The sequence below is a fragment of the Streptomyces sp. NPDC026522 genome (assembly GCF_055567555.1).
In genome coordinates this window covers 65,106-83,278 of record NZ_JBVHQF010000019.1, presented here as the reverse complement: position 1 = coordinate 83,278, position 18,173 = coordinate 65,106, and the positions used below count along the sequence as shown (strand labels likewise).

Annotated in this window: 14 protein-coding genes and 1 pseudogene; 9 read left to right on the top strand and 6 right to left on the bottom strand. The window is 65.7% G+C overall.

What is annotated here, in order from left to right; translation table 11 throughout:
* The first annotated feature begins 100 nt into the window (after nt 1–100).
* On the top strand, nt 101–295 hold the full coding sequence (locus ACZ4M3_RS34370; protein WP_467739443.1) for a hypothetical protein: 195 nt from the start codon (nt 101–103) through the stop codon (nt 293–295).
* Nucleotides 296–641: 346 nt separating this feature from the next.
* Here ACZ4M3_RS34370 and ACZ4M3_RS34365 read toward each other — a convergent pair whose 3' ends face one another.
* On the bottom strand, nt 642–2,714 hold the full coding sequence (locus ACZ4M3_RS34365) for a prolyl oligopeptidase family serine peptidase (RefSeq protein WP_467739441.1): 2,073 nt from the start codon (nt 2,712–2,714) through the stop codon (nt 642–644).
* 105 nt (nt 2,715–2,819) lie between these two features.
* On the opposite strand from ACZ4M3_RS34365, the gene ACZ4M3_RS34360 reads away from it, so the two are divergent.
* From ACZ4M3_RS34360 to ACZ4M3_RS34330, 7 genes are all read left to right on the top strand, one after another.
* A complete protein-coding gene (locus ACZ4M3_RS34360; RefSeq protein ID WP_467739440.1) occupies nt 2,820–3,389 on the top strand; it encodes a helix-turn-helix domain-containing protein in 570 nt (189 codons plus the stop codon).
* Nucleotides 3,386–4,615 carry an MFS transporter gene (locus ACZ4M3_RS34355; RefSeq protein ID WP_467739438.1) on the top strand — a complete coding sequence of 410 codons (1,230 nt, stop codon included), beginning with the start codon at nt 3,386–3,388 and terminating at the stop codon, nt 4,613–4,615. The genes ACZ4M3_RS34360 and ACZ4M3_RS34355 overlap by 4 nt, the downstream gene beginning before the upstream one ends.
* 640 nt (nt 4,616–5,255) lie before the next feature.
* Nucleotides 5,256–6,617, top strand: a complete 1,362-nt coding sequence (locus tag ACZ4M3_RS34350; RefSeq protein ID WP_467739436.1) for a radical SAM protein — start codon at nt 5,256–5,258, stop codon at nt 6,615–6,617.
* Nucleotides 6,614–7,231, top strand: coding sequence for a flavoprotein (locus ACZ4M3_RS34345; RefSeq protein ID WP_467739434.1), 618 nt, complete (start codon nt 6,614–6,616; stop codon nt 7,229–7,231). The genes ACZ4M3_RS34350 and ACZ4M3_RS34345 overlap by 4 nt, the downstream gene beginning before the upstream one ends.
* A 473-nt stretch (nt 7,232–7,704) precedes the next feature.
* The gene (locus tag ACZ4M3_RS34340) at nt 7,705–8,892 is read left to right on the top strand and encodes an ATP-grasp domain-containing protein (protein ID WP_467739432.1); all 1,188 of its coding nucleotides are present in this window, start codon (nt 7,705–7,707) and stop codon (nt 8,890–8,892) included.
* A complete protein-coding gene (locus tag ACZ4M3_RS34335) occupies nt 8,889–10,838 on the top strand; it encodes a phenylacetate--CoA ligase family protein (RefSeq protein WP_467739430.1) in 1,950 nt (649 codons plus the stop codon). The genes ACZ4M3_RS34340 and ACZ4M3_RS34335 overlap by 4 nt, the downstream gene beginning before the upstream one ends.
* On the top strand, nt 10,835–12,097 hold the full coding sequence (locus tag ACZ4M3_RS34330; protein ID WP_467739428.1) for an MFS transporter: 1,263 nt from the start codon (nt 10,835–10,837) through the stop codon (nt 12,095–12,097). Before ACZ4M3_RS34335 ends, ACZ4M3_RS34330 begins: the two co-directional genes overlap by 4 nt.
* A 339-nt stretch (nt 12,098–12,436) precedes the next feature.
* Here ACZ4M3_RS34330 and ACZ4M3_RS34325 read toward each other — a convergent pair whose 3' ends face one another.
* Together ACZ4M3_RS34325 and ACZ4M3_RS34320 are read right to left on the bottom strand one after the other, a co-directional pair.
* Nucleotides 12,437–12,685, bottom strand: coding sequence for a DUF6225 family protein (locus ACZ4M3_RS34325; RefSeq protein WP_467739426.1), 249 nt, complete (start codon nt 12,683–12,685; stop codon nt 12,437–12,439).
* Between the two features lie 230 nt (nt 12,686–12,915).
* Entirely contained in the window at nt 12,916–14,118 is a 1,203-nt protein-coding gene (locus tag ACZ4M3_RS34320) for a helix-turn-helix domain-containing protein (protein ID WP_467739424.1), read from the bottom strand.
* Nucleotides 14,119–14,409: 291 nt separating this feature from the next.
* On the opposite strand from ACZ4M3_RS34320, the gene ACZ4M3_RS34315 reads away from it, so the two are divergent.
* Nucleotides 14,410–15,300 (top strand): helix-turn-helix domain-containing protein, encoded by an 891-nt coding sequence (locus ACZ4M3_RS34315; protein ID WP_467739422.1) that lies wholly within the window; start codon nt 14,410–14,412, stop codon nt 15,298–15,300.
* A gap of 77 nt (nt 15,301–15,377) precedes the next feature.
* Here ACZ4M3_RS34315 and ACZ4M3_RS34310 read toward each other — a convergent pair whose 3' ends face one another.
* The 3 genes and pseudogenes from ACZ4M3_RS34310 to ACZ4M3_RS34300 form a co-directional block, all read right to left on the bottom strand.
* On the bottom strand, nt 15,378–15,833 hold the full coding sequence (locus ACZ4M3_RS34310; protein ID WP_467739420.1) for an NUDIX domain-containing protein: 456 nt from the start codon (nt 15,831–15,833) through the stop codon (nt 15,378–15,380).
* 37 nt (nt 15,834–15,870) lie between these two features.
* Nucleotides 15,871–17,034: pseudogene (locus tag ACZ4M3_RS34305) on the bottom strand (MAB_1171c family putative transporter); the annotation flags it as partial.
* Nucleotides 17,035–17,147: 113 nt separating this feature from the next.
* Nucleotides 17,148–17,774 (bottom strand): hypothetical protein, encoded by a 627-nt coding sequence (locus ACZ4M3_RS34300; protein ID WP_467739418.1) that lies wholly within the window; start codon nt 17,772–17,774, stop codon nt 17,148–17,150.
* Between the last annotated feature and the right edge of the window lie 399 nt (nt 17,775–18,173).

Sequence of the window (18,173 nt, the reverse complement as noted above, 5' to 3'; positions counted from 1 at the left end):
ACGCACCAGACTCCGCGGGCGCCTGAATCCGTGGAGCTGCTCGTCGACTACCGATGTCCTCCTGGCGTGCCAGGAGGACATCCTCCGCACCGACCTGACGGTGAACGACCTGAGCGTTTTCGTCGGGATGGCCGCCCGCCACCGCGTGGACCCACCCCGACTCGACCAGGAACACCCCGACGCCTTCTGGCGCGCTGCCGTCTTCCTGGAGAAGTGCGTACTCCTGTGTCCCCTCCCTGCACGCAACGAGGCGTACGGCTACGGGGTTGCCATCGCCTACCTGGAGGCCTCGTGAAAGCCGGTCGACACCTCGTACAAGTCGTGGCGGCACCTGATCAACGACATCCGCAGCCTGCAAGTGGACTCGTACGCCATCGCGGAGCCGCTGCGATCCCTGCAAATCAGCCGGCCGTAGCGGAACACGGCCACGGCCCTCACCTCCCCCCATGAGGAGAGGAGGGCCGTAGTGATCTTTCAATCGCCGAATCGGCAGGCAAATGACGCTCGTCCCACCGCTGTAGGAGGACTTGAACCACCGCCCGCAGAGCGGGCTCCGGGCGCGGCAGGAATCTGACCAGCGATCATGATGCGCTGCTCGCACGCCTGAGCTGTATGCGGGTGCCGCCAAGCAGGCCCTGTCTTCATCCGATGTCAGCAGGCATGCCCGGGGAAAGCCCCAGGTGGTGTGCGAGGAATGCGCTGCTGGCTGCGGCTAGGTCCACTGTGGCCGACAGGCCGTTGGTTCCGTGTCCGGCTTCGGCTTGTTCACGGAGAAGTACGGGGCGCCGGCTTGTGGTGGCCTCTTGAAGTGCGGCGCTCATTTTGCGCGCGTGGAGAGGGTCGACGCGGGTGTCGTTGCCGAAGACATTGAAGAGGACAGCTGGGTAGTCCGTGCCTTGCCGGACCTGGTGGTAGGGGGAGTATCCGAGGAGCCATGCAAACTGCTCGGCATCGCTGGGGTCGCCGTACTCTCCGGTCCAGGTTTGGCCGAGGCCTGTCAGGGTGTAGCGCACCATGTCGAGGAGAGGGGCAGTGCAGACGGCGGCGGCATAGAGGTCCGGACGCTGGGTGATGGCGGCGCCGACGAGGAGGCCGCCGTTGGAAGTTCCACTCAAGCCGAGTTGGGCGGGGGTGGTCCAGCCGTTGTCGACCAGATACTCGGCGGCGGAGTGCAGGTCGTCGAACGTGTTCTGCTTGTGGGCGAGCCGTCCGGCATCGTGCCAGGTTTGCCCCTCTTCACCGCCGCCCCGCAAGTGGGCTATGGCGCAGACGCCGCCGGCCTCCACCCAGGCCAGGAGGTCGGGAGAGTAGGCGGGGCTGAGGCTGACGCCGAAGCCTCCATACCCGCACAGGAGCGTGGGTCGAGGGGTATGTGGCTGCGCTGCGCCGGAAGCGATGATCCGCATCCTTACCTGGGTGCCGTCTTTCGAGGCATAAATTACGGTGCTGGCATGCAGGTCATGGCCGGCGGGGCGGCTGTGCGGGCGGTGCGGTCGTGGGAATGAGGGGGTCCAGCGGAGGATCGCGGTGGGAGTGGTCTCGTTGGTGTATTCGATCCAGAGGTGGTTGTCGTCTGGGTTGAAGGCCAGAGTGGTGACGGTGCTCGGGGCCGGCAGATCGATGCTGTACCGGTGTTGCCCGCTGTGGAGGTCGTACACGGTTATTTCACTCAGTGCGTGACGGCTTCGGACTACTGCGAGGAGAGGGCGGTCCCGAGCGGGTGCGTCAAGGACTGCGAAGTCAGTGATGACGGCGGCAGGGTCTTCCGGAATGAGCTCGTTCCAGTCGCCAGGGCCGCGGGTTTCGGGTGTGGCCGTGCAGAGGCGCCCTCGCGGGGCATGGTGGTTGGTCAAGAGCAGCAGGGTCCCTTGATGCATGTGGGCAAGCGTGCGGCTACTGGCAGTGGGCAGGGCGACCGGCCGGGGGTGGCCGGCAGTCAGATCGAGGAGCCACAGGGAGGTCTGGGGAGCGGAGCCTCGAGTGCGAGTGATGACGAGCCAGCGACCGTCTGGGGTGATGCTCAGGTGGTGGTAGCTGACTTCGTGAGGCGGCGCTGCGGTGACGAGGATGTCGCTCTCGGGCTTGGAGCCCAGCGTGTGGAGCCATACGGCGTCGGGTCGCGCGGTGCCGGTGACTGTGGAGCTGGTGGCGTAGTAGAAGGCCGCGCCGCTGGGCAGCCAGGCAACTGAGGAATGGCGTAAGCCCTCGATCGGGCCGTCGAGGGTTCGGCCGGTGACTGAGTCCAGGACGAACAGCCGAGCGTGCTCTTTGCCGAGTGTGGAGAGTTGGCAGGCCACCATCGTCCCATCGGGCGAGGGATCCCAGCGTTCGAGCACTGCGCCATGTCCGGGGGTCAGCGCTGCCGGGTCCAGGAGCGTCCGTTCAGGGCCGCCGCGGTCGGATGTGACGAGGATGGGGTGCTCGTCCCCTGGACGGTGGTGCAGTCGGAAGGTCCGGGTTCCGCTCCATCGGGGCAAGCCGCTGCGGTGTACGGAGTACAGCTCGGCTATGCGTTGCTGAAAGTGTCCGAGGTGGGGCCAGGTGCTGCTGGCGGACGCGGTGAGCGACGCCTGTCGGTCGAGCCAGTCCTGGACGGCGGGCTGGGCGCTGTCCTCCAGAGGACGGTACGGGTCGTGGACTTCGTAGCCATGGAGATGGTCGACGACGGGCGCCTTGGGGGCAGTCGGGTAGGCGGCGCTGTTGAGGGGTGCCACAGAGTTCTCCTTCGTGCGCAGGAACGGGCTACCTCCGACCCGTTGTTCAGTACTTATTGTTCAGTGTTCGTTGCGCAATTAACACTGAACATCTAGAGTTGCAGCATGCCTGAACACCCGTCACGGCCTGTGACCACCGCGGCTGCATTGCGCGCTCTTGCGCAGCCATTGCGCCTGCGGATCTTTCACGCCCTCGCGGCGCATCCCATGGCCACCTCCACCTTGTTGGCCAACGAGCTGGACCAGAAGGTGCCCCTGGTCAGCTATCACCTTGCTCAGCTGAACCGGTACGGGCTCATCGAGGAAGCCCCCAACCACGGTGGAGACGGCCGCGAACGCTGGTGGAAGGTCGTCGAGGGCGGCTTGCGCCTCTCAGCCAAGGATCTGGCTGCCGAACCGGGCGCCGAGGTTGCCGCCAAGACACTCGGCCAAGCCGTCATCGCACGCCACATCGAGATCCTTGAGAAGCACATGCAATCGGACAGCGCACATCGAGCTGGTGACCAAGACCATTCCTTCAACAGCGACATGACGCTGCGGCTGAGCCCGGGGCAGCTCGACTCGCTCCATGCGGACTTCACCGCGCTTCTGGACCGCTACGCCAAGGAACAGGCGGCACCCGGTGAAGGCGAGCGTTTCGTCGTCATCGTCCACGGAATCCCGTATCAACCGTGACCGCGACTGCCGCATTACCCCCGCTGAGCAAAGGACTCAAAGACCCCCGACTCATCGCCTGGCTCGGCGGCGAAGCTCTCTCACAATTCGGCGATCAGTTCTTCATCGTCGCACTCGCCGTCGCCGCCGTGCAGTCGGGCGGCGCCACTGGCGCGGGTCTGATCCTCGCGGTCAGCGCGCTGCCCAAAGTCTGTCTGCTACTGGCCGGAGGCAGTCTCGTCGACCGGCTAGGGCCCCGCAGACTGATGCTCGGCAGCGACACGGCGCGGCTGCTCCTCATGGCCGGACTCGCCCTGTACGCCACTGCGGTTCACCCAGGCACTCTCACACTCGCCACCGTGGCGTGCGTGTTCGGCGTCTTCGATGCCGTGTTCGAACCCGCGGCCAATACCCTGCCCGTCCACCTAGTGGACGGGACCGAACTAGCCCGCCTCCAAGGTCTGCGTACCAGCCTCTCCAGAGCCGCGACCATCGCAGGAGGTCCGGCCGGCGGACTGACCGCCGGAGTCGGCGGTATCGCACTCTCCTTGGGGATCAATGCCGCCACATTCGGCATATCTGCCATCGCCCTGTGGTTCCTGCGCACGCCCGACCCTCCGACCTCGCCCTCCGCACGCTCCGGGCTGTGGCAGGAAACACTGGGCGGCTTGAGATACGCCCTCTCCCATCCCCTCCTGCGCAGTGCTCTGCTGCTCATGGCCGCCCTGGAGTTCAGCTTGACCGGTGCCGTCAACGTCGGGGTACCGCTCATCGCGGAAGAACGCGGCTGGGGAGCGTTCGGCATCGGCCTGATCAACAGCGCGTTCGGAGCGGGCGCCATCCTGGGCCCGTTGTCGATGGTCTTCCTCAAGAACTACGTCAACCGTGCCGGACCACTGATCCTGGCCTGTGCGGTTCTCGGTACCTCCTGCTTTGGAACTGTCGGTTCGACGTCCCGGCTCACCGTCGCTGCCGCGGTCGCCGCCGGCCTCGGACTCACCATCGGATTCGTCGCAGCCATGATCATCCCTTTGATCCAGCGGAGCAGCGATCCAAAATTTCTCGGCCGGGTGATGAGCCTCATGGCTCTCGCCCTGACAGGCCTGACACCACTCTCCATGGCCCTCACCGGCCTGACCGTCGGCCGCTTCGGCCCGGCCGCTGCAATGGCCGGCTGCGCAATCCTCGCAGGCGCCGCAAGCCTGGGTGCGCTGTTCAGCAGATCACTCCGCCAAGCCAGCCTGTAATAACGAGCCTGAAATTCCAAAAATCCCGGCGCTTGCGGACACTCCCTTGAACCTCGCTCAGGGGAACCCGAAATCCGACCGCTGAGTGCGTTACAAGGAGAGACTTCAAGCTAAATCAAAGCCATAACCTGCCGTCCACCCTGCCATCGGTACGCGAATGCGTACCGGCGGTGGGGTTTCAGTGCTGCGCTTGAACAAGATTTACACTTCTGGCCGGAAGTCGCAAAATAGCTGTTGCCACTGAGCAAGTCTTGCGCATAGTTTTATCAATGCCCCGCAAGGGGGAAACGGACTATCTCTCAAGGAGGTGCCCCATGTTCCTGACCACTGGTGATGACTTCAAGCTTCCCGGCGGCAACTCGAACATCGTCTGCTGACGTGGCTGTTGCGGGACCGCCCCGCCAGGGCGGCTGCAGCTGGCTTCGACTCAATGAATCGCTTCGCGAAAAGCGGAGGCCCTATCGCGTAAAGGAGGTGCCCCATGTTCCTGACCACTGGTGATGACTTCAAGCTTCCCGGCGGCAACTCGAACATCGTCTGCTGACGCAAGACGCTGATCGTGGCGGGCCGGGTACACCCCCGGCCCGCCACGAGCAAGCAATCCCTGGCGGGGGGAAATATCTTGAGGGAGACCTTAGACGTGGACAAAGTCAGCAAGTATCTCGTATTCAGCGACAAGACGTATTTCGACGCTTCAGGCGAGCCAGCCAGGCTCGTTTACACGACGCGCAGGAGCGGTGTTCTGCCGGTGAAGCCTCACGTTGCTGATGCACTGCTGGCCGGCGACACGTCGGCCCTCCCCGACGCTGCGGTGTCCCTGCTCAGGGAGGCTGAGGTGCTCATCCCCGTTGAGGAGAACGAGCTGTCAGCCGTTCTGACACGAAACCGAGCAGCAGCGAAGGACCTTTCTACGGTCCATTTCTCCCTGCTGCCTACGTCCTACTGCAACATGGGATGCACTTACTGCGGCCAAGAGCACACAACGGGCAGGCTCTCCGCCGACCACCGCGACCGGGTCCGCAACCGTGTACTCAGGGCTCTGCGGAAAGAAAGCACAACGGCAGCCCGGATCGACTGGTTCGGTGCCGAACCGATGGTCGGCTACGCAATGATTAAGGATCTGGCGAAGGATTTCGTCAAGGTCGCTGACGAGCGAGGGCTGGACTACCTCTCGGTGATCGTCACCAACGGGACGCTACTCACCCCGGAGAAGGTCGCGGTCCTCGTCCGGGAGTGCCGAGTCAGCCACTTTGAGATCACCATCGACGGCCCGCCCGACATCCACGACGTGCACCGGCCATTGAAGAGAGCCGGTCGGAATTTCTGGAAGATCCTCGACACGCTAAAGGCCGCGATCAGCGACCCGGACTACCAGCACGTTCAGTTCCAGATCCGCACCAACGTTGATGTCCATAACCAGGACCGACTGGTAGAACTTTTCGACATCATGAAGGAGCACGGCTTCGACCGGCCCAACGTGCGGTTCTCCATCCTGCCAGTGCACTCCTGGGGCAACGACGTATCCGACCTCGTCGTGGAGGCCAACGATTATGCGCAGCGGGAAGTTACCTGGCTTAAGGCCATGCAGGAACGCGGCCTGAACTACGTCATCCTGCCGCAGAAGCCCCACAAGGTTGTCTGCCCCGCGGTCACCGTGTCAGCCGAGCTGATCAGCAGCACTGGCAGCATCTTCTCCTGCAGTGAATTCCCGCTGGTGCCCGAAGCCGAACGTACCCAGCCGCTGGCGCACGTCACCGACCTGGACCTGCCGGTATTCCGCCCCACCGGGCCCTTCGACGACTGGCACGAGTCGGTGGAGCGGGGCGAGTCATGGTGTCAGTCCTGCGTGTTCTACCCGACCTGCGGTGGTGCCTGCCCCAAGGCATGGCGTGAGGGCAATCCCCCCTGCCCCAGCTACAAGCACAACATCCAGGACCGGCTCGACCTAGTCGCCCAACACCACGGCTTCACACAGGCTGAGCACCGAAAGGTACCGGCATGAGCATCAGCGAAACGGCGTCCACACCGGAGACGAGCGGCATCAAGCTTCTGGTGGGAGTATGCGGTTCTGGCAATCTGATCAATCTGCCGCACTATCTGACGGCCCTGCGCTCACTTCCGGCCGCCGAGATCCGGGTTGTGATGACACGCTCTGCGGTTGCCATCCTGCCCCCTACTACTGTCGGCATGTTCTGCGACGCTGTGTTCAGCGACGACGAACCGTCTGCACACTTCGACCCCGGCCACGTGGCGCTGGCGCTGTGGGCGGACCAGTTCATCGTTCTGCCGGCCACGGCCCACTGTCTGGGCAGCGCGGCACAGGGTATGCCGACGGGCCTGCTCGGCTCGGCCCTGCTGGCGCACGAGAAACCCGCGGTCTTCTTTCCCACGATGAACGGGCGGATGTGGACCAAGCCCAGCGTGCAGCGGAGCGTCGCGCAGCTGCGTGCTGACGGTCACCACGTGGTGGAGCCGGTGATGACGCCCAGCTTCGAGATCGCCACGGGAACTGTGCAGGTTCATCCCTCCCTGCCGTCGCCTGGCGAGACTGTGCAGAACCTGCGGGCTCTGGGGCGTGCCTCTGCGGCTGACGCACGCGTCACCGCAGGTATTTGATAACCCGCGCACCGTCTGCCGTCGAACAGGGCTCGCCACGACGCGCCCTGTTCGACGTTGCAACTGAGGACACTTTTGACGGCCGGCCCGGAGCCGGCGCGTAGGCCGGTCCACACTCCGGCGGCGGTCTCCCGTAACAGAACGGCTCACACACTCCCGATGGGCACCTGGGGCCGGGTTATCGGCCGACTGGTCGTGCTGCCTCTTCGCAGTACCGATCCAATGCCTCCCCCATCAGCTTCCGCATCGCAGTGGACAGACGGGGACCGGTGACAGCCTCTCAGCGGCTGGCTCCCGTCCCGCTGGGGTGCGGTCAGATGGCCGCACTGGCCAGGAGGTATGCCTGCGGTGGTGACTCCCGAACTTACTGACGCCGGCCGTGGTCAGGCCCGTGAAGTGACTGCCGAAGCCGTCGATTAACGCCCCCGTTCTCACGCCCACAGCCTCCTACCGGGTTTTGGAGCATCACAGTCATGAAGATTCTTGTCCTGCATCAGCTTCCCTACCGCAAGGCCGACTACCGCCGAGCCATCGACCATTCGCGTCACGAGGTGACCTATATCGGTCACCCCGACCGTATGGCCGATCTGCCGGCTGATCTGCGGTGCAATCGGATCGAGCTGATGCCAGAGGAGGACTTCACCGACGGTGTGCTGGCCCGCACGTCGGCAGACGACGGGTTCGAGCACGTCGTGTCGCTGTCGGAATTCGGGATCGTCCCCAGCTGGCGCATCCGCCAGCACCTTGGGCTGCAGGTCCCCGCCCTTGAGCAGGTGGAGCGAGCCCACGACAAAATTGCCATGAAACGCGCCCTGACCGGAACAGAAGTGCGGTACCCGCGCTACGCCCGCCCCTCCGGCCACGACACACTCCTGCCGTGGTCGGGACGCACCGTCCTCAAGCCCCGTCGTGGGACCTGCAGTGACGGCGTCAGCATCCACCCCACGGCGCGCGAGGCACTCGCCGCCTACCACCGGCTGCCGGATACGGAGGACTACGAGCTCGAGGAGTACATCGAGGGGGACATCCTGCACGCCGACTGCCTGGTAGTGAACGGCAGTGTGCGGCATCTGGTGGTCAGCCGGTATATCGGAACCCCGGCCGACTTCGCGGCCGGAGCCACACTCGCTTCCGTCCAGCTTCCCCCGCAAGACCGATACCAGCAGTTCACCAGCAGCTGCGTCACCGCCCTCGGAATCGAATCAGGCTCGGTGCACCTGGAGTTCTTCGACACCCCCGACGGCGACCTGGTCTTCCTGGAGATCGCCAACCGGATGGGTGGTGCGGGAGTCGTCCAGGCGCATCTGCGGCACACCGGAATCCACCTGCCGTCTCACGAGATCGCCGCACAGTTGGGGCTGCCCGCCCCCGCCCCCGCACAGCGCAGCGGCCGATTCCACGGCTGGCTGGTTGTTCCGGGCCACCACCTGCCGTCACACACCGGACGGGCTTTGACGCTCTCACGACATTTGGTCGAAAATCGGTGCGTCGACGCGCTGCACATTCTGGACCCGGCCACTGCTCCGGCCACCCACGTCACCTACCAGGAGACACAGGTCCCCCTCGCCATCGAAGCCTCCCACCCCGCCTCCCACATGCTCGCCAGCTTCCTGGCTGAGTGCGCCCGCACCATTACCGTGATAACGGAGCATGCGGCATGAGGTACTACCCCACCGATCTGCTTTTGAGCGTTGCAGCCGCTGAACAGCGGCTGCAGAACGAGCCCGAAACTGGTCTTGCAACACTTCTCAAGAACGCCGGGCTTACAGTCCTCGCTGACCTGCTGAACACCGCGGAGCTGACCGAGGGACTCGACGAGCTCCTTGGCGGTCTCAGCCAGTACCCCTGGCAGCCGCTTACCGACAGCAATGACGTCTTCCACCTCTCCCCCGTGGGAAAGATCGTCATTACCGATCTGCGGCCCGGCAACACCTTGCGCGGTCTGCTGCTTGCCTGGGCCACCGGGAACCCGGTGACCATCCGCACGGACCGGGCACCGCTGTGGCAGGGCGTCACCGAGGCCCTGCGCCACGACGGGTTTCCCCTTCCGCCGGCCGAAGTCACCGACCTCGATGCGGACACGCCGGGAATCTTCCTGCACGTACCCGACATCGTGCAGGTCGGAGTCGATGGTGCCCGGATTCACAGCGCCGCCGACGGAGACCTCTTCACAGGAGAGCCCCGTCCCGGCGAGCCGGCTCTGGAGGTACGGATCCGACCCGACAACATCCACGAGCCCGGCCCTGCTGCCTCGGTCCTGCGCCGGGACTGCGCCAGCGCCTGGACCCAGCAGCTGATCCGGCGCACCTACCTCTGCCGTACTTCCCTGGCCGAAGCTCGCGCCCAAGACAACGCCCAAGCCACCGAACGGATCGGCGCGAAGCTCCGCTACGTCACCCAACGAGCCCGGCTTGCCCCGTACTACCACCGCCTCCCTGAGGTCCGCGGCAGAGATGACCTGGCACGTCTCCCGGTCCTCGACAAGGCGTCCCTGGAGGCGAATTCTCTGCCTGCCAGTCGAGGCTTGTGCACGGGAGCAGTGCCAAGCGGCGAAGTTCTGCGAAGCGGCGCGACCACTGGAGCCCCCCGCTACATCGTCTACTCCCGTACCGACTGGGCGAACATGGTCCGCGAGGCAATCCCCCTCTTCTATGCCATGGGGCTGGAGCCCGGCGACCGCCTGGTCAACACTCTCTTCGGCGGCGACCTGTACGGCGGACTGACCACCACCGTGACCGAATTCTCCCGTATGCCCCTGGAGTGCTACACCACCGGCCAGGCCGTCACCGTCGACAGCCTTCTCATGCTCGCCGGCAGTTTCCACGTCAACGCGCTCATCGGCGTGCCCACCCTGCTGCTCCCCGTCCTCCGCGAAGCCAGGCAGCGCGACCCGCAGCTACGCATCGAGAAGATCCTCTATTTGGGCACGGCCATGAGCGAAGCCGACCAGCTGTGGCTCCGTGAAGCGCTTGGCACCCGCATCATCTCCAGCGTGCTCGCCGCTAACGATGGCGCCCAGCTCGGCTACCAGTGCGCTTACATGAGCGGGACCCTCCACCACATCAACGACGATTACAACCTCATCGAGATCGTCGACGACGATGGGCGCCCGCTGCCGGATGGAGAGCCCGGCCACCTGCTCACCACCAACTTGCAGAAGTTCGAAGGTCCTCTGATCCGCTACCGAGTCGGCGACCGCGGTCGCATCATCTCCCACACCTGCGCCTGCGGGCTCTCCGGTCGTGTCCTCGACTACCACGGCCGCAGCGACGGCGTGATCCGCGTGAAGGGGGAACCTCTCCTTCATCATGAGTTGCTCGCCCACCTCGCCATGTTCCAGGTGTCCCAGCTACAGGCCGAGGTCGCTTCCATCGACGGCAGGGAGACGCTTACCCTGCGCACCGAATCACCGGTGTCCTTGGAACCTGGCGAGGTACGTGCCCACCTTGCCGCAGCCTTCAAAGTCCTCGGCGACGAGCATCTCTTTGACGATCGCCTCGACGTGTTCGACTTCCGCGTCGAATGCCACCCGAGCGGTCGCCTCCCCCGCAATCCGACCACTGGGAAGCTCCAGACCGTCATCGACCGCCGCCTGGAACAACGTTGATCTGGCGGGACACCAATGTTCGGATCCTGCTGGTCTCCGTCGCGCTGGCCGGCTTCGGCATGGGCGTCAACATTCTTGCCCTCGGGCAGTTGCTCTTTCAGCTCACCCACAGCCCTCAGCCGTTCGCCCTGGTCATGACCCTCCAGGCCGTCGGCGCTCTCTGCGCACTGCCCTTCGCCGGCCCCCTGGTCGATGCCCTCAGCTCCCAGCACATTCATATCGCCTGCAGCCTCACCCGCGCCGCATGGGTGACCGCCATGGCCACCACCGCCCTGATCGGTCTCCCTCACGCCATGCCTTTGCTGGCCACCGGAGCGGTCATGCTCGCCATGTGTGACAGCGTCCAGCGTGCCGCCCTGTTCAAGTTCACTGCCTGGCGCATCCCCCAGCACCACCAGCCCCGAGTCAACAGCCTCCTCAACGCGGCCGTCCAGACTGGAGCCCTGGCCGGCATGGCTGCGCTCGGCATCCTCCTGACCTTCACCTCTCCGGCTGCCGGGCTCCTCACCGATGTACTCGCCTGCCTCGCTGCAGCCCTGCTCATGGCCACCGCCCGGCCTGCCCGTAGCGAAGCCCGGCGCTCGGTGTCAGCGGCACTCAAAACTGCTCTATCTGACGCCATCCACGACTGGCGTCAGATGCTCACCCGCTACCGGGGCCAACCCGTCGTTCTCACCATGCTGCTGCTGTGTGCAGGCGACTTCGTCTTCCAGTCGGGCATCAGCACCCTCGTCGTGCCTCTCGTCAACACCTACTACGACGGTCAGGGGATCTACGTATCTGCTCTTGAGGCTGCCTTCGCCACCGGCATGATCGCTGCCGCGTTCGTGGCCCGGCGCACCCAGTACCCCTGGCTGGTGCCGCTGTGGCCCGCTCTCCAGGCCGTCGCCGCGGCAGTCCTCGCCATGACCGGTTCACCCATGCTCCACTTCCCCGCGCTCCTCCTCGCCGGCTTCGCCAACCTGAACAGCATCAGCTGGCTCCTGACCGCCTTGCAGCAGCGTGCGGACCGCACGGAAAAAGCCAAAATGGCGGCGTTGCGCATGCTTGCGATCGGCACCGTTACACTCATGCCGCTTTTGGGGCGTGGTGCCGCATACTCCCTGAGTTTCGGCTTAACTGCGCTGGCCGCCCTCATGGTGGTCTTCGCGATCCCTGCGTTCCTCGTTGCCAGGAAGTTTCGCTCCGCCGCGTATCGTCCCGTTCAGGCAGACCACCGGCCTGCCGCATCTCTCACGCCGCCCACGGCCCCCTTGTAGGGTCAGCGCACGCCCCCATAAACAGACGGCGAAGCGGCAGCGAAAGGCACTTGACCGTGGTGCCGGGCGACCGGGCGCAGTGCGGCGAGATGGCGTAGTCGATTCCGCACCGGGCGCGTGTAGTCGTGGAGTCGATCTCGCGTGACGCGGGCGTGGTCACGCTTCGTACGCGCGCCCGGGCCGGTCCGAGGGATGCCCCAGCGCCAGGCATCGGCGCAGCCGTCTGCTCGAGTTCGCCGGTCTCGACAACGACATGGCCCGCAACCTCAAAACCGCCGCCACGGCCGCTGGACAGCCCCGTACAAGCTAGAGCTCATGCGGCTCGTCGCCCGGACGTGCTCAGGACTGTTCACCGTAACGCGAGTCGGTGTCGCGCTCCTCGCCGGGAAAGTCCGCGAGCAGCAAGACGGCACTCGGTCGGCCGTCCGCGCCGACAGGGCCTTCGACGTCAGCCGCCACAACGATCCGAGTCTCGTAGCTATCGAAGTCGCCAGGAGCGCTGGCCGAGACAAGTCGTACGGAGAGACTGTCCTCCAGAGCCGCATCGGCTAATACAGCGCGCAGATCACCGACGGTGAACGGCGTCATGTTGCTCGGGGTGGCTCCTGTCGGCATGAGCGATCCTTCCTTGCGGTCCGTCAGGGCGTACCTTCCAGACCCATCGAATTGATCAACTGTTAGCAGTCAGCCAACACCCTGGCACTAAACATATGATAAACAGCGCCACTTAACTCACTCGTCTCCCACTGTTTCAGCCGTTCGAGGGCCTTTGGAACACCCCGGGCCATGGCCAGGCAGAACACCACAAGCCCGCACTCCTACCGCAATTCCCCGTCGCACTGAAGGCAGGGTGCCCCAGCTGGTGCCCATTTGCCGCAGGGGCAACGCTGGTAGCCGGCGCAAGGTGGGCACAGTTCGCCCTCGATGCGTACGGGCCGGCCGCACTCGTCGCACTCCCTGTGAACACCGCGGCTGTAGGCGTCGGGGGCGTAGGCGTCGGGCACCGGTGTCGGCTCCTGATTCCGGTACTCCGTCCCGTTCCAAGAGCCGGGAGCCGCCCTGGGCAGATTCCCGCCCAACCGGGCGGGGCAAGGCGAAGCCGCGATGGTGGTGATGCGTGAGGCCATCACGGCGCCAACGCTCTTCAGCACGGGGTGCGGCAGCGGGCGGGACAGCAAGGACACCAGCTGCTCGGGAAGCCAGCCCTCCTCGAACAGCACGTCCAATCGTCTGCCCTGATCGCGCAAGACAGCTCCGTGAAGGGCCAATGACGGGTCGTGTGCGCCGATGACGGTCAGGAGCCGGACCCCGGCGGTGTTCGGCACCGCGTCCGGGTGTTCCGCGTCCGAAGGCCGCCAGGGGGTGCAATCAGGCACCTCCTCCAGCCCTCGGACAAGTCCGGGCTCGCCGGAAGGAGGGAAGGGTGTCTGCTGGTCCTCTGAGGATTCCCTGACGGTTAATGGCTCAGGGTGAACTGAGGCCGGGGTCAGATCAGCTCCCTCTGCGGGCTCATCGTGACGGGACGCCGGGAGCAGAGTGAGCCCCGGGGACGGCTCATGTTGAGCCGTGGGCTCAAATGACGCACACGAGGCATTTTGCGGGGCAGGCTCATTCTGGTCCAACGGCAGGTCGAGAGCACGCGCGGGCTTACGCCGCGGTTTGGTCGGGACCGGTGCATCCGATGGGAAGGCGAGCTTCTCGATGACGTTGTCGTCGTAATCCTTCGGAGGCCGCTTCATCGACTGCAGGAGCGGCAGGTTGACGCGCGTCATGTTGGTGAGCGACTCGCCGGTTGTGGGATTGGTGCGCCTGACGGACTTGATCAGGTTCTTCCGGACGAGACGGGCCTTGACTCGTTTGACCGTTGCGGGCGACGTCCCGGTGTCGTCGACGAGCCGCCCCTGACCCGGCCAGCAATACCCGTGGGCGTCCGTTCGGTTGCAGTAGGCGAGAAGAAGCAGTTTCTCGGGGCCATCGAGGCCGGCTGCGTTGATCACCATGGCCATGTGCTCGACACTCATGGCGCCGGTACCGCCGAAGGGCGTCGGGTCGGTAACCCTCTTAAGGACCGAGCGGGTACATCGACTGATCTCACAGCGTCCCCCTGCTTCAATCGGCTGTTGCCATCGTGTTCCGTGCCGCCGTGGGCTGAGGCCCCCGTGCCTCAGCCCACGGCAGGGCAGGGCGGCCAAAGTGCCCGCCCGGAGCGACCCCCGTCCGCTGAAATGAAGTTATCTAAGTTTGAGAAACTGATCAAGTTGCGCAGTCGCTAGAGTTAGCACTCCCGCCGCCGTGCCAGACGAGGAGAGCTCATGCCGGTTCGTCACGTTGACGGACATCTACTCAGGAGAGTGCGCCGAGCCGCCGACCTGACCCAGGGAGACATCGCGGAGAAACTCGGGGTCTCCGTACCGGCCGTCGTCAGCTGGGAGAGCGGCAAGTCGGTGCCCGATGGAGAGAAGCTCCCCGCACTCGCGCTCGCCCTCGGCATGAAGCTGGACGACCTGTTTCCGCGGACGCTCCCTCCGGATCTCGCGGATCTTCGCTGTGACGCCGGCTATTCCCAGTACCAGACGGCCGCCATCACGATGACACGCAGCGCCGGTCCGGTGGCCAATGCCGAGCGGGGCAGGCGGCGCCTCTCGGAGAGGTTCCTACCGCTTCTCGCGCAGGCGTACGGGGTGAGTGTTCCGGACCTGCTGGCTGCCCAGGAACGGTCCTTCAGCCCCGACTGCTCCTCTGCCGACCTCCCCCCTTCGGCAGCCCGCCCGGCACGGCATCCTGAGTCCGTGCCGGGCGGGCTGCCGAAGACGTCGACTGAGCTGCCGTCGACCCTCCAGGAGAAGCTCGCCTTCCTCCTGGAGGAGACCTATGCCCTTCCCCATCCGACGGATGCCCAGCTCGCGGAGCTGGGCAACGCGAAGGCCGGATCAGAGGTGCTCGACGAAACCCTGGTCCGAGGCCTGCGTACGGGCGAGACGGAATCCGCCTCCGACGACCAGCTCGCCGCCCTTGCAGCCGCTCTTGCCGTTCCGCCGCTGTTCTTCACGAGTGACGACGCCGAAGTCCACCGGATCATCAGCGGAACCCGTCTGGTCCGCGGAGGACTGGCCGGCCTCGCGGCTCGGGGAACAGAAGTGGTACTGCCGGCCGAACTTCTGGACTTCATCGGCAGTGTCGTCGCCGAGATGCAGGCTGAGTAGACGGCCGTGCGTCTTGGCGGCGCCCCCGCCGCCAGCCCCGCTGGGGAGGCCGCGGCAGGGACACGCGCGGACCGCATCTACAGGGCGAGTTCTATGTAGGCGGTCCTCTTCTCCTCGCGCGCCATGAGCGCCTTGCGCCATATCGCGAGAGCGAAGGGCGGGATCATGCTGGGAGAGATGTCCTCGGGCAGGCAGAACCGGACTTCGCCGATCTCCGACTCCTGCAAGGTGATGCCCTGTTGCTGCTCGGGGCTCAGCTGGGGACCGTCGAAGACGTAGAAGACGTGGCTGCCTTCTGCCCTGGTGACCCATGCCGTGACCAGCAGATCGCCCACCTCCAGGTCCAGGCCCAGCTCCTCGCGCAGTTCGCGGCGGAGCGCGACGGTGGGGAGCTCACCCTCCTCGACATGGCCCCCCGGAAGGTTCCACCGCTCTTTATAGACCGGATTCACGATGAGTACGCGACCCTGCTCGTCCCGGATGATGGCAGCGGCAGACGCGCTGGCCTGGGCCTGGCCCGATGATGTGTTCATGAAAATCCTCCCGTGATCGAATACAAGATCAAGATGGTCAGACGGAGGCGCAGGAATCCTCAAGGACTTCCTCGGCGATCGCCGGATCCGCCGCCACGTACGCCTCACAGACACGCAGCAGCCACGGCACTTCCTCGGAGAAGAAGCCCTCTACTGCCGGTGGGAACTCGGCCGGTACGCCCGGCTCGCGCACCGGAGCGCGCATGTTCAAGCGCGCAGCCATGATCCAGTACGCCTGCGCCGCGCACTCGGCCTCGTCGCCCGAGCGCCCCTCGGCCTCGGCGACCTCCAGCGCCACCTGATAGAGGTCAGCAGGGGCCTGCCGGCGCATCGCGTGGACGACGTCACGGATCTCGGTGGCGTACCGCCCCAGCCGCACGTGAGGTGAGACATCGTGTGAAAGCACATCACGTGCGAGGTCCAGACGGCCGGCCACGCGGCGCTCCGGGAAGAGCCGACTCGGCGCGTGACGTACCAGGGCGGGGGCGGTCAGTGCCAGATCCCTCCACAGCGGGTGGAGCCCCGTCAGCATCCTGTACGCCCGCACGCGGTTCACCGCCGCCTGTGTCGCCGGGGCCACGACGCCCAGCGCCCAGCACAGGAAGGAGGCGTAGAGCATGCTGTCGGTGATGGCCTCCTGCACCTGGGCGTTGCCATCCGAGACCGGATGGACGGCGACCAGGACTGCGTAGAGAGCCCGTACCACGGCGTACAGCGCGCCCACCGCCATCCCGACGGCCATCAGGGCCAGGCCGGTCCTCAGCGTGCGGCGGGTGGCGACCCGGGCGGCGCCGGCCCACTGGTAGCCGCACAGTGCGATCACCGCGCCGCAATATCCGTAGAAGAGCCCCATGTACAGCGCCAGGCCAGGCTCTCCGGCGTGCCTGTCCATGAAGTGGGAGTCCTCCGGCACCGGCCCCCGCTCCAGGGCCGACAGGAACACCGCCGCCATGGCGGCCATGACCAGCAGTGCAGCGGGCCAGCCGTAGCGCTGGACGGCTCCTGTCACACGGACCCTCCGTGAAGGTGCACTCGGTCCGGCTGCCTCGCCGTCGCGGTACACCGCCGCTATGTAGCCGAGGAGCACGCACAGCCCGGCCACCGTGAGGCAGTGCTTGAGCAATGTGGCCAGGTCATCCACTCCGAGACCGTCCACGAGGCGTCGGCCGAGGTGAGTACGCATCAGCCAGGCACAGGCGAGTACGGCGAACGCCCCCCCACAACGAGCGCTCGCGCACCCGTCCCCGGAAAGCCGAGGGAATCCTCCAGAGGGCCTGGGCGAGGAGGAGGAGCACGATGCAGTACGTCAAACCGTCAGACACGAGGGCTCCTGGACGGAGGGGAGAAGAGGCGGGTCAGGGTGTCGTCGAGTCCTCGCAAGGTTCCGTCCTCGACGTGGTCGAAGGCGAACGCCTCGGCGTGGAGCAGATCGGCGATCATCTCGGCGCGGATCTCGATGTGGTTCTCGTAGCGGTGGCGGGCCATGAACGGGCCGGCCTCGGCGAGCCGGTGGAGCAGCTCCGGGGAGAAGCCCGGCAGGAGTGGCCCCACCTGCTCCGGGTGGGCATTCGGATCGTCACACCACAGATGGGCCAGCTCGTGGAACACGATCCGCTGCCGGTGGAAGCCGGAGATGCTCTCGGGAATGAGGACCAGGTCCAGGGGCAGCCGCTCGTGCCGGATCCATAGCCCGCAGACGTCACTCTGTCCGAGGAGACGGTCGGGAACGTCCACCATCTCGATCCGCCGCCCGTGCTCCGCCCCGATGGCCGCTATCAGCGCGGACATGCTGAAGGGGCGGGGCACCGGCATCTCCTGGAGCGCCCGACGGGCCTCCTTGCGGATGCTGCGACGCTTGAGCCCGGCCCCCGCCTCGTTACCCAGCCGGTCGAGCCACCGACCCAGCGCTTCCCCCACACCACCCCACGCTTTCCCCGTCACCCAAGATCATTCAGGACTCTGAAATCTTAAGATGAAAAGCCCGGCGGGATACGGCCATTTGAGGGCCGCACAAGCCCGCGGATGGCGCGTTGATCACTTGAGGGCGCCGTCGTTTGCCGACATTGAATCGAGGGGAGCGGGTGCACCGCGACGTCCTGAGCGCGTGAGCAGGTACGGCGCAATGGCTGAGGACCTCGGGGGTCATGCCACCGAGGTCCTCAGCACTGCTGGCTCGTCCGCGAGTTCTGTGTTCGGCTGAGCGCTCTCCCCTTCAGTCGGCCTTGGGCCGCCACGTCGATGCCAGCGCTGAGGCCGTACGGCCACCGCCCCACCAAGCCGCGAGAGCAAGAGGATGTTCGGGCTGCGGAACCCTTCGTCGAGGTTCCCGTACGCGACCTC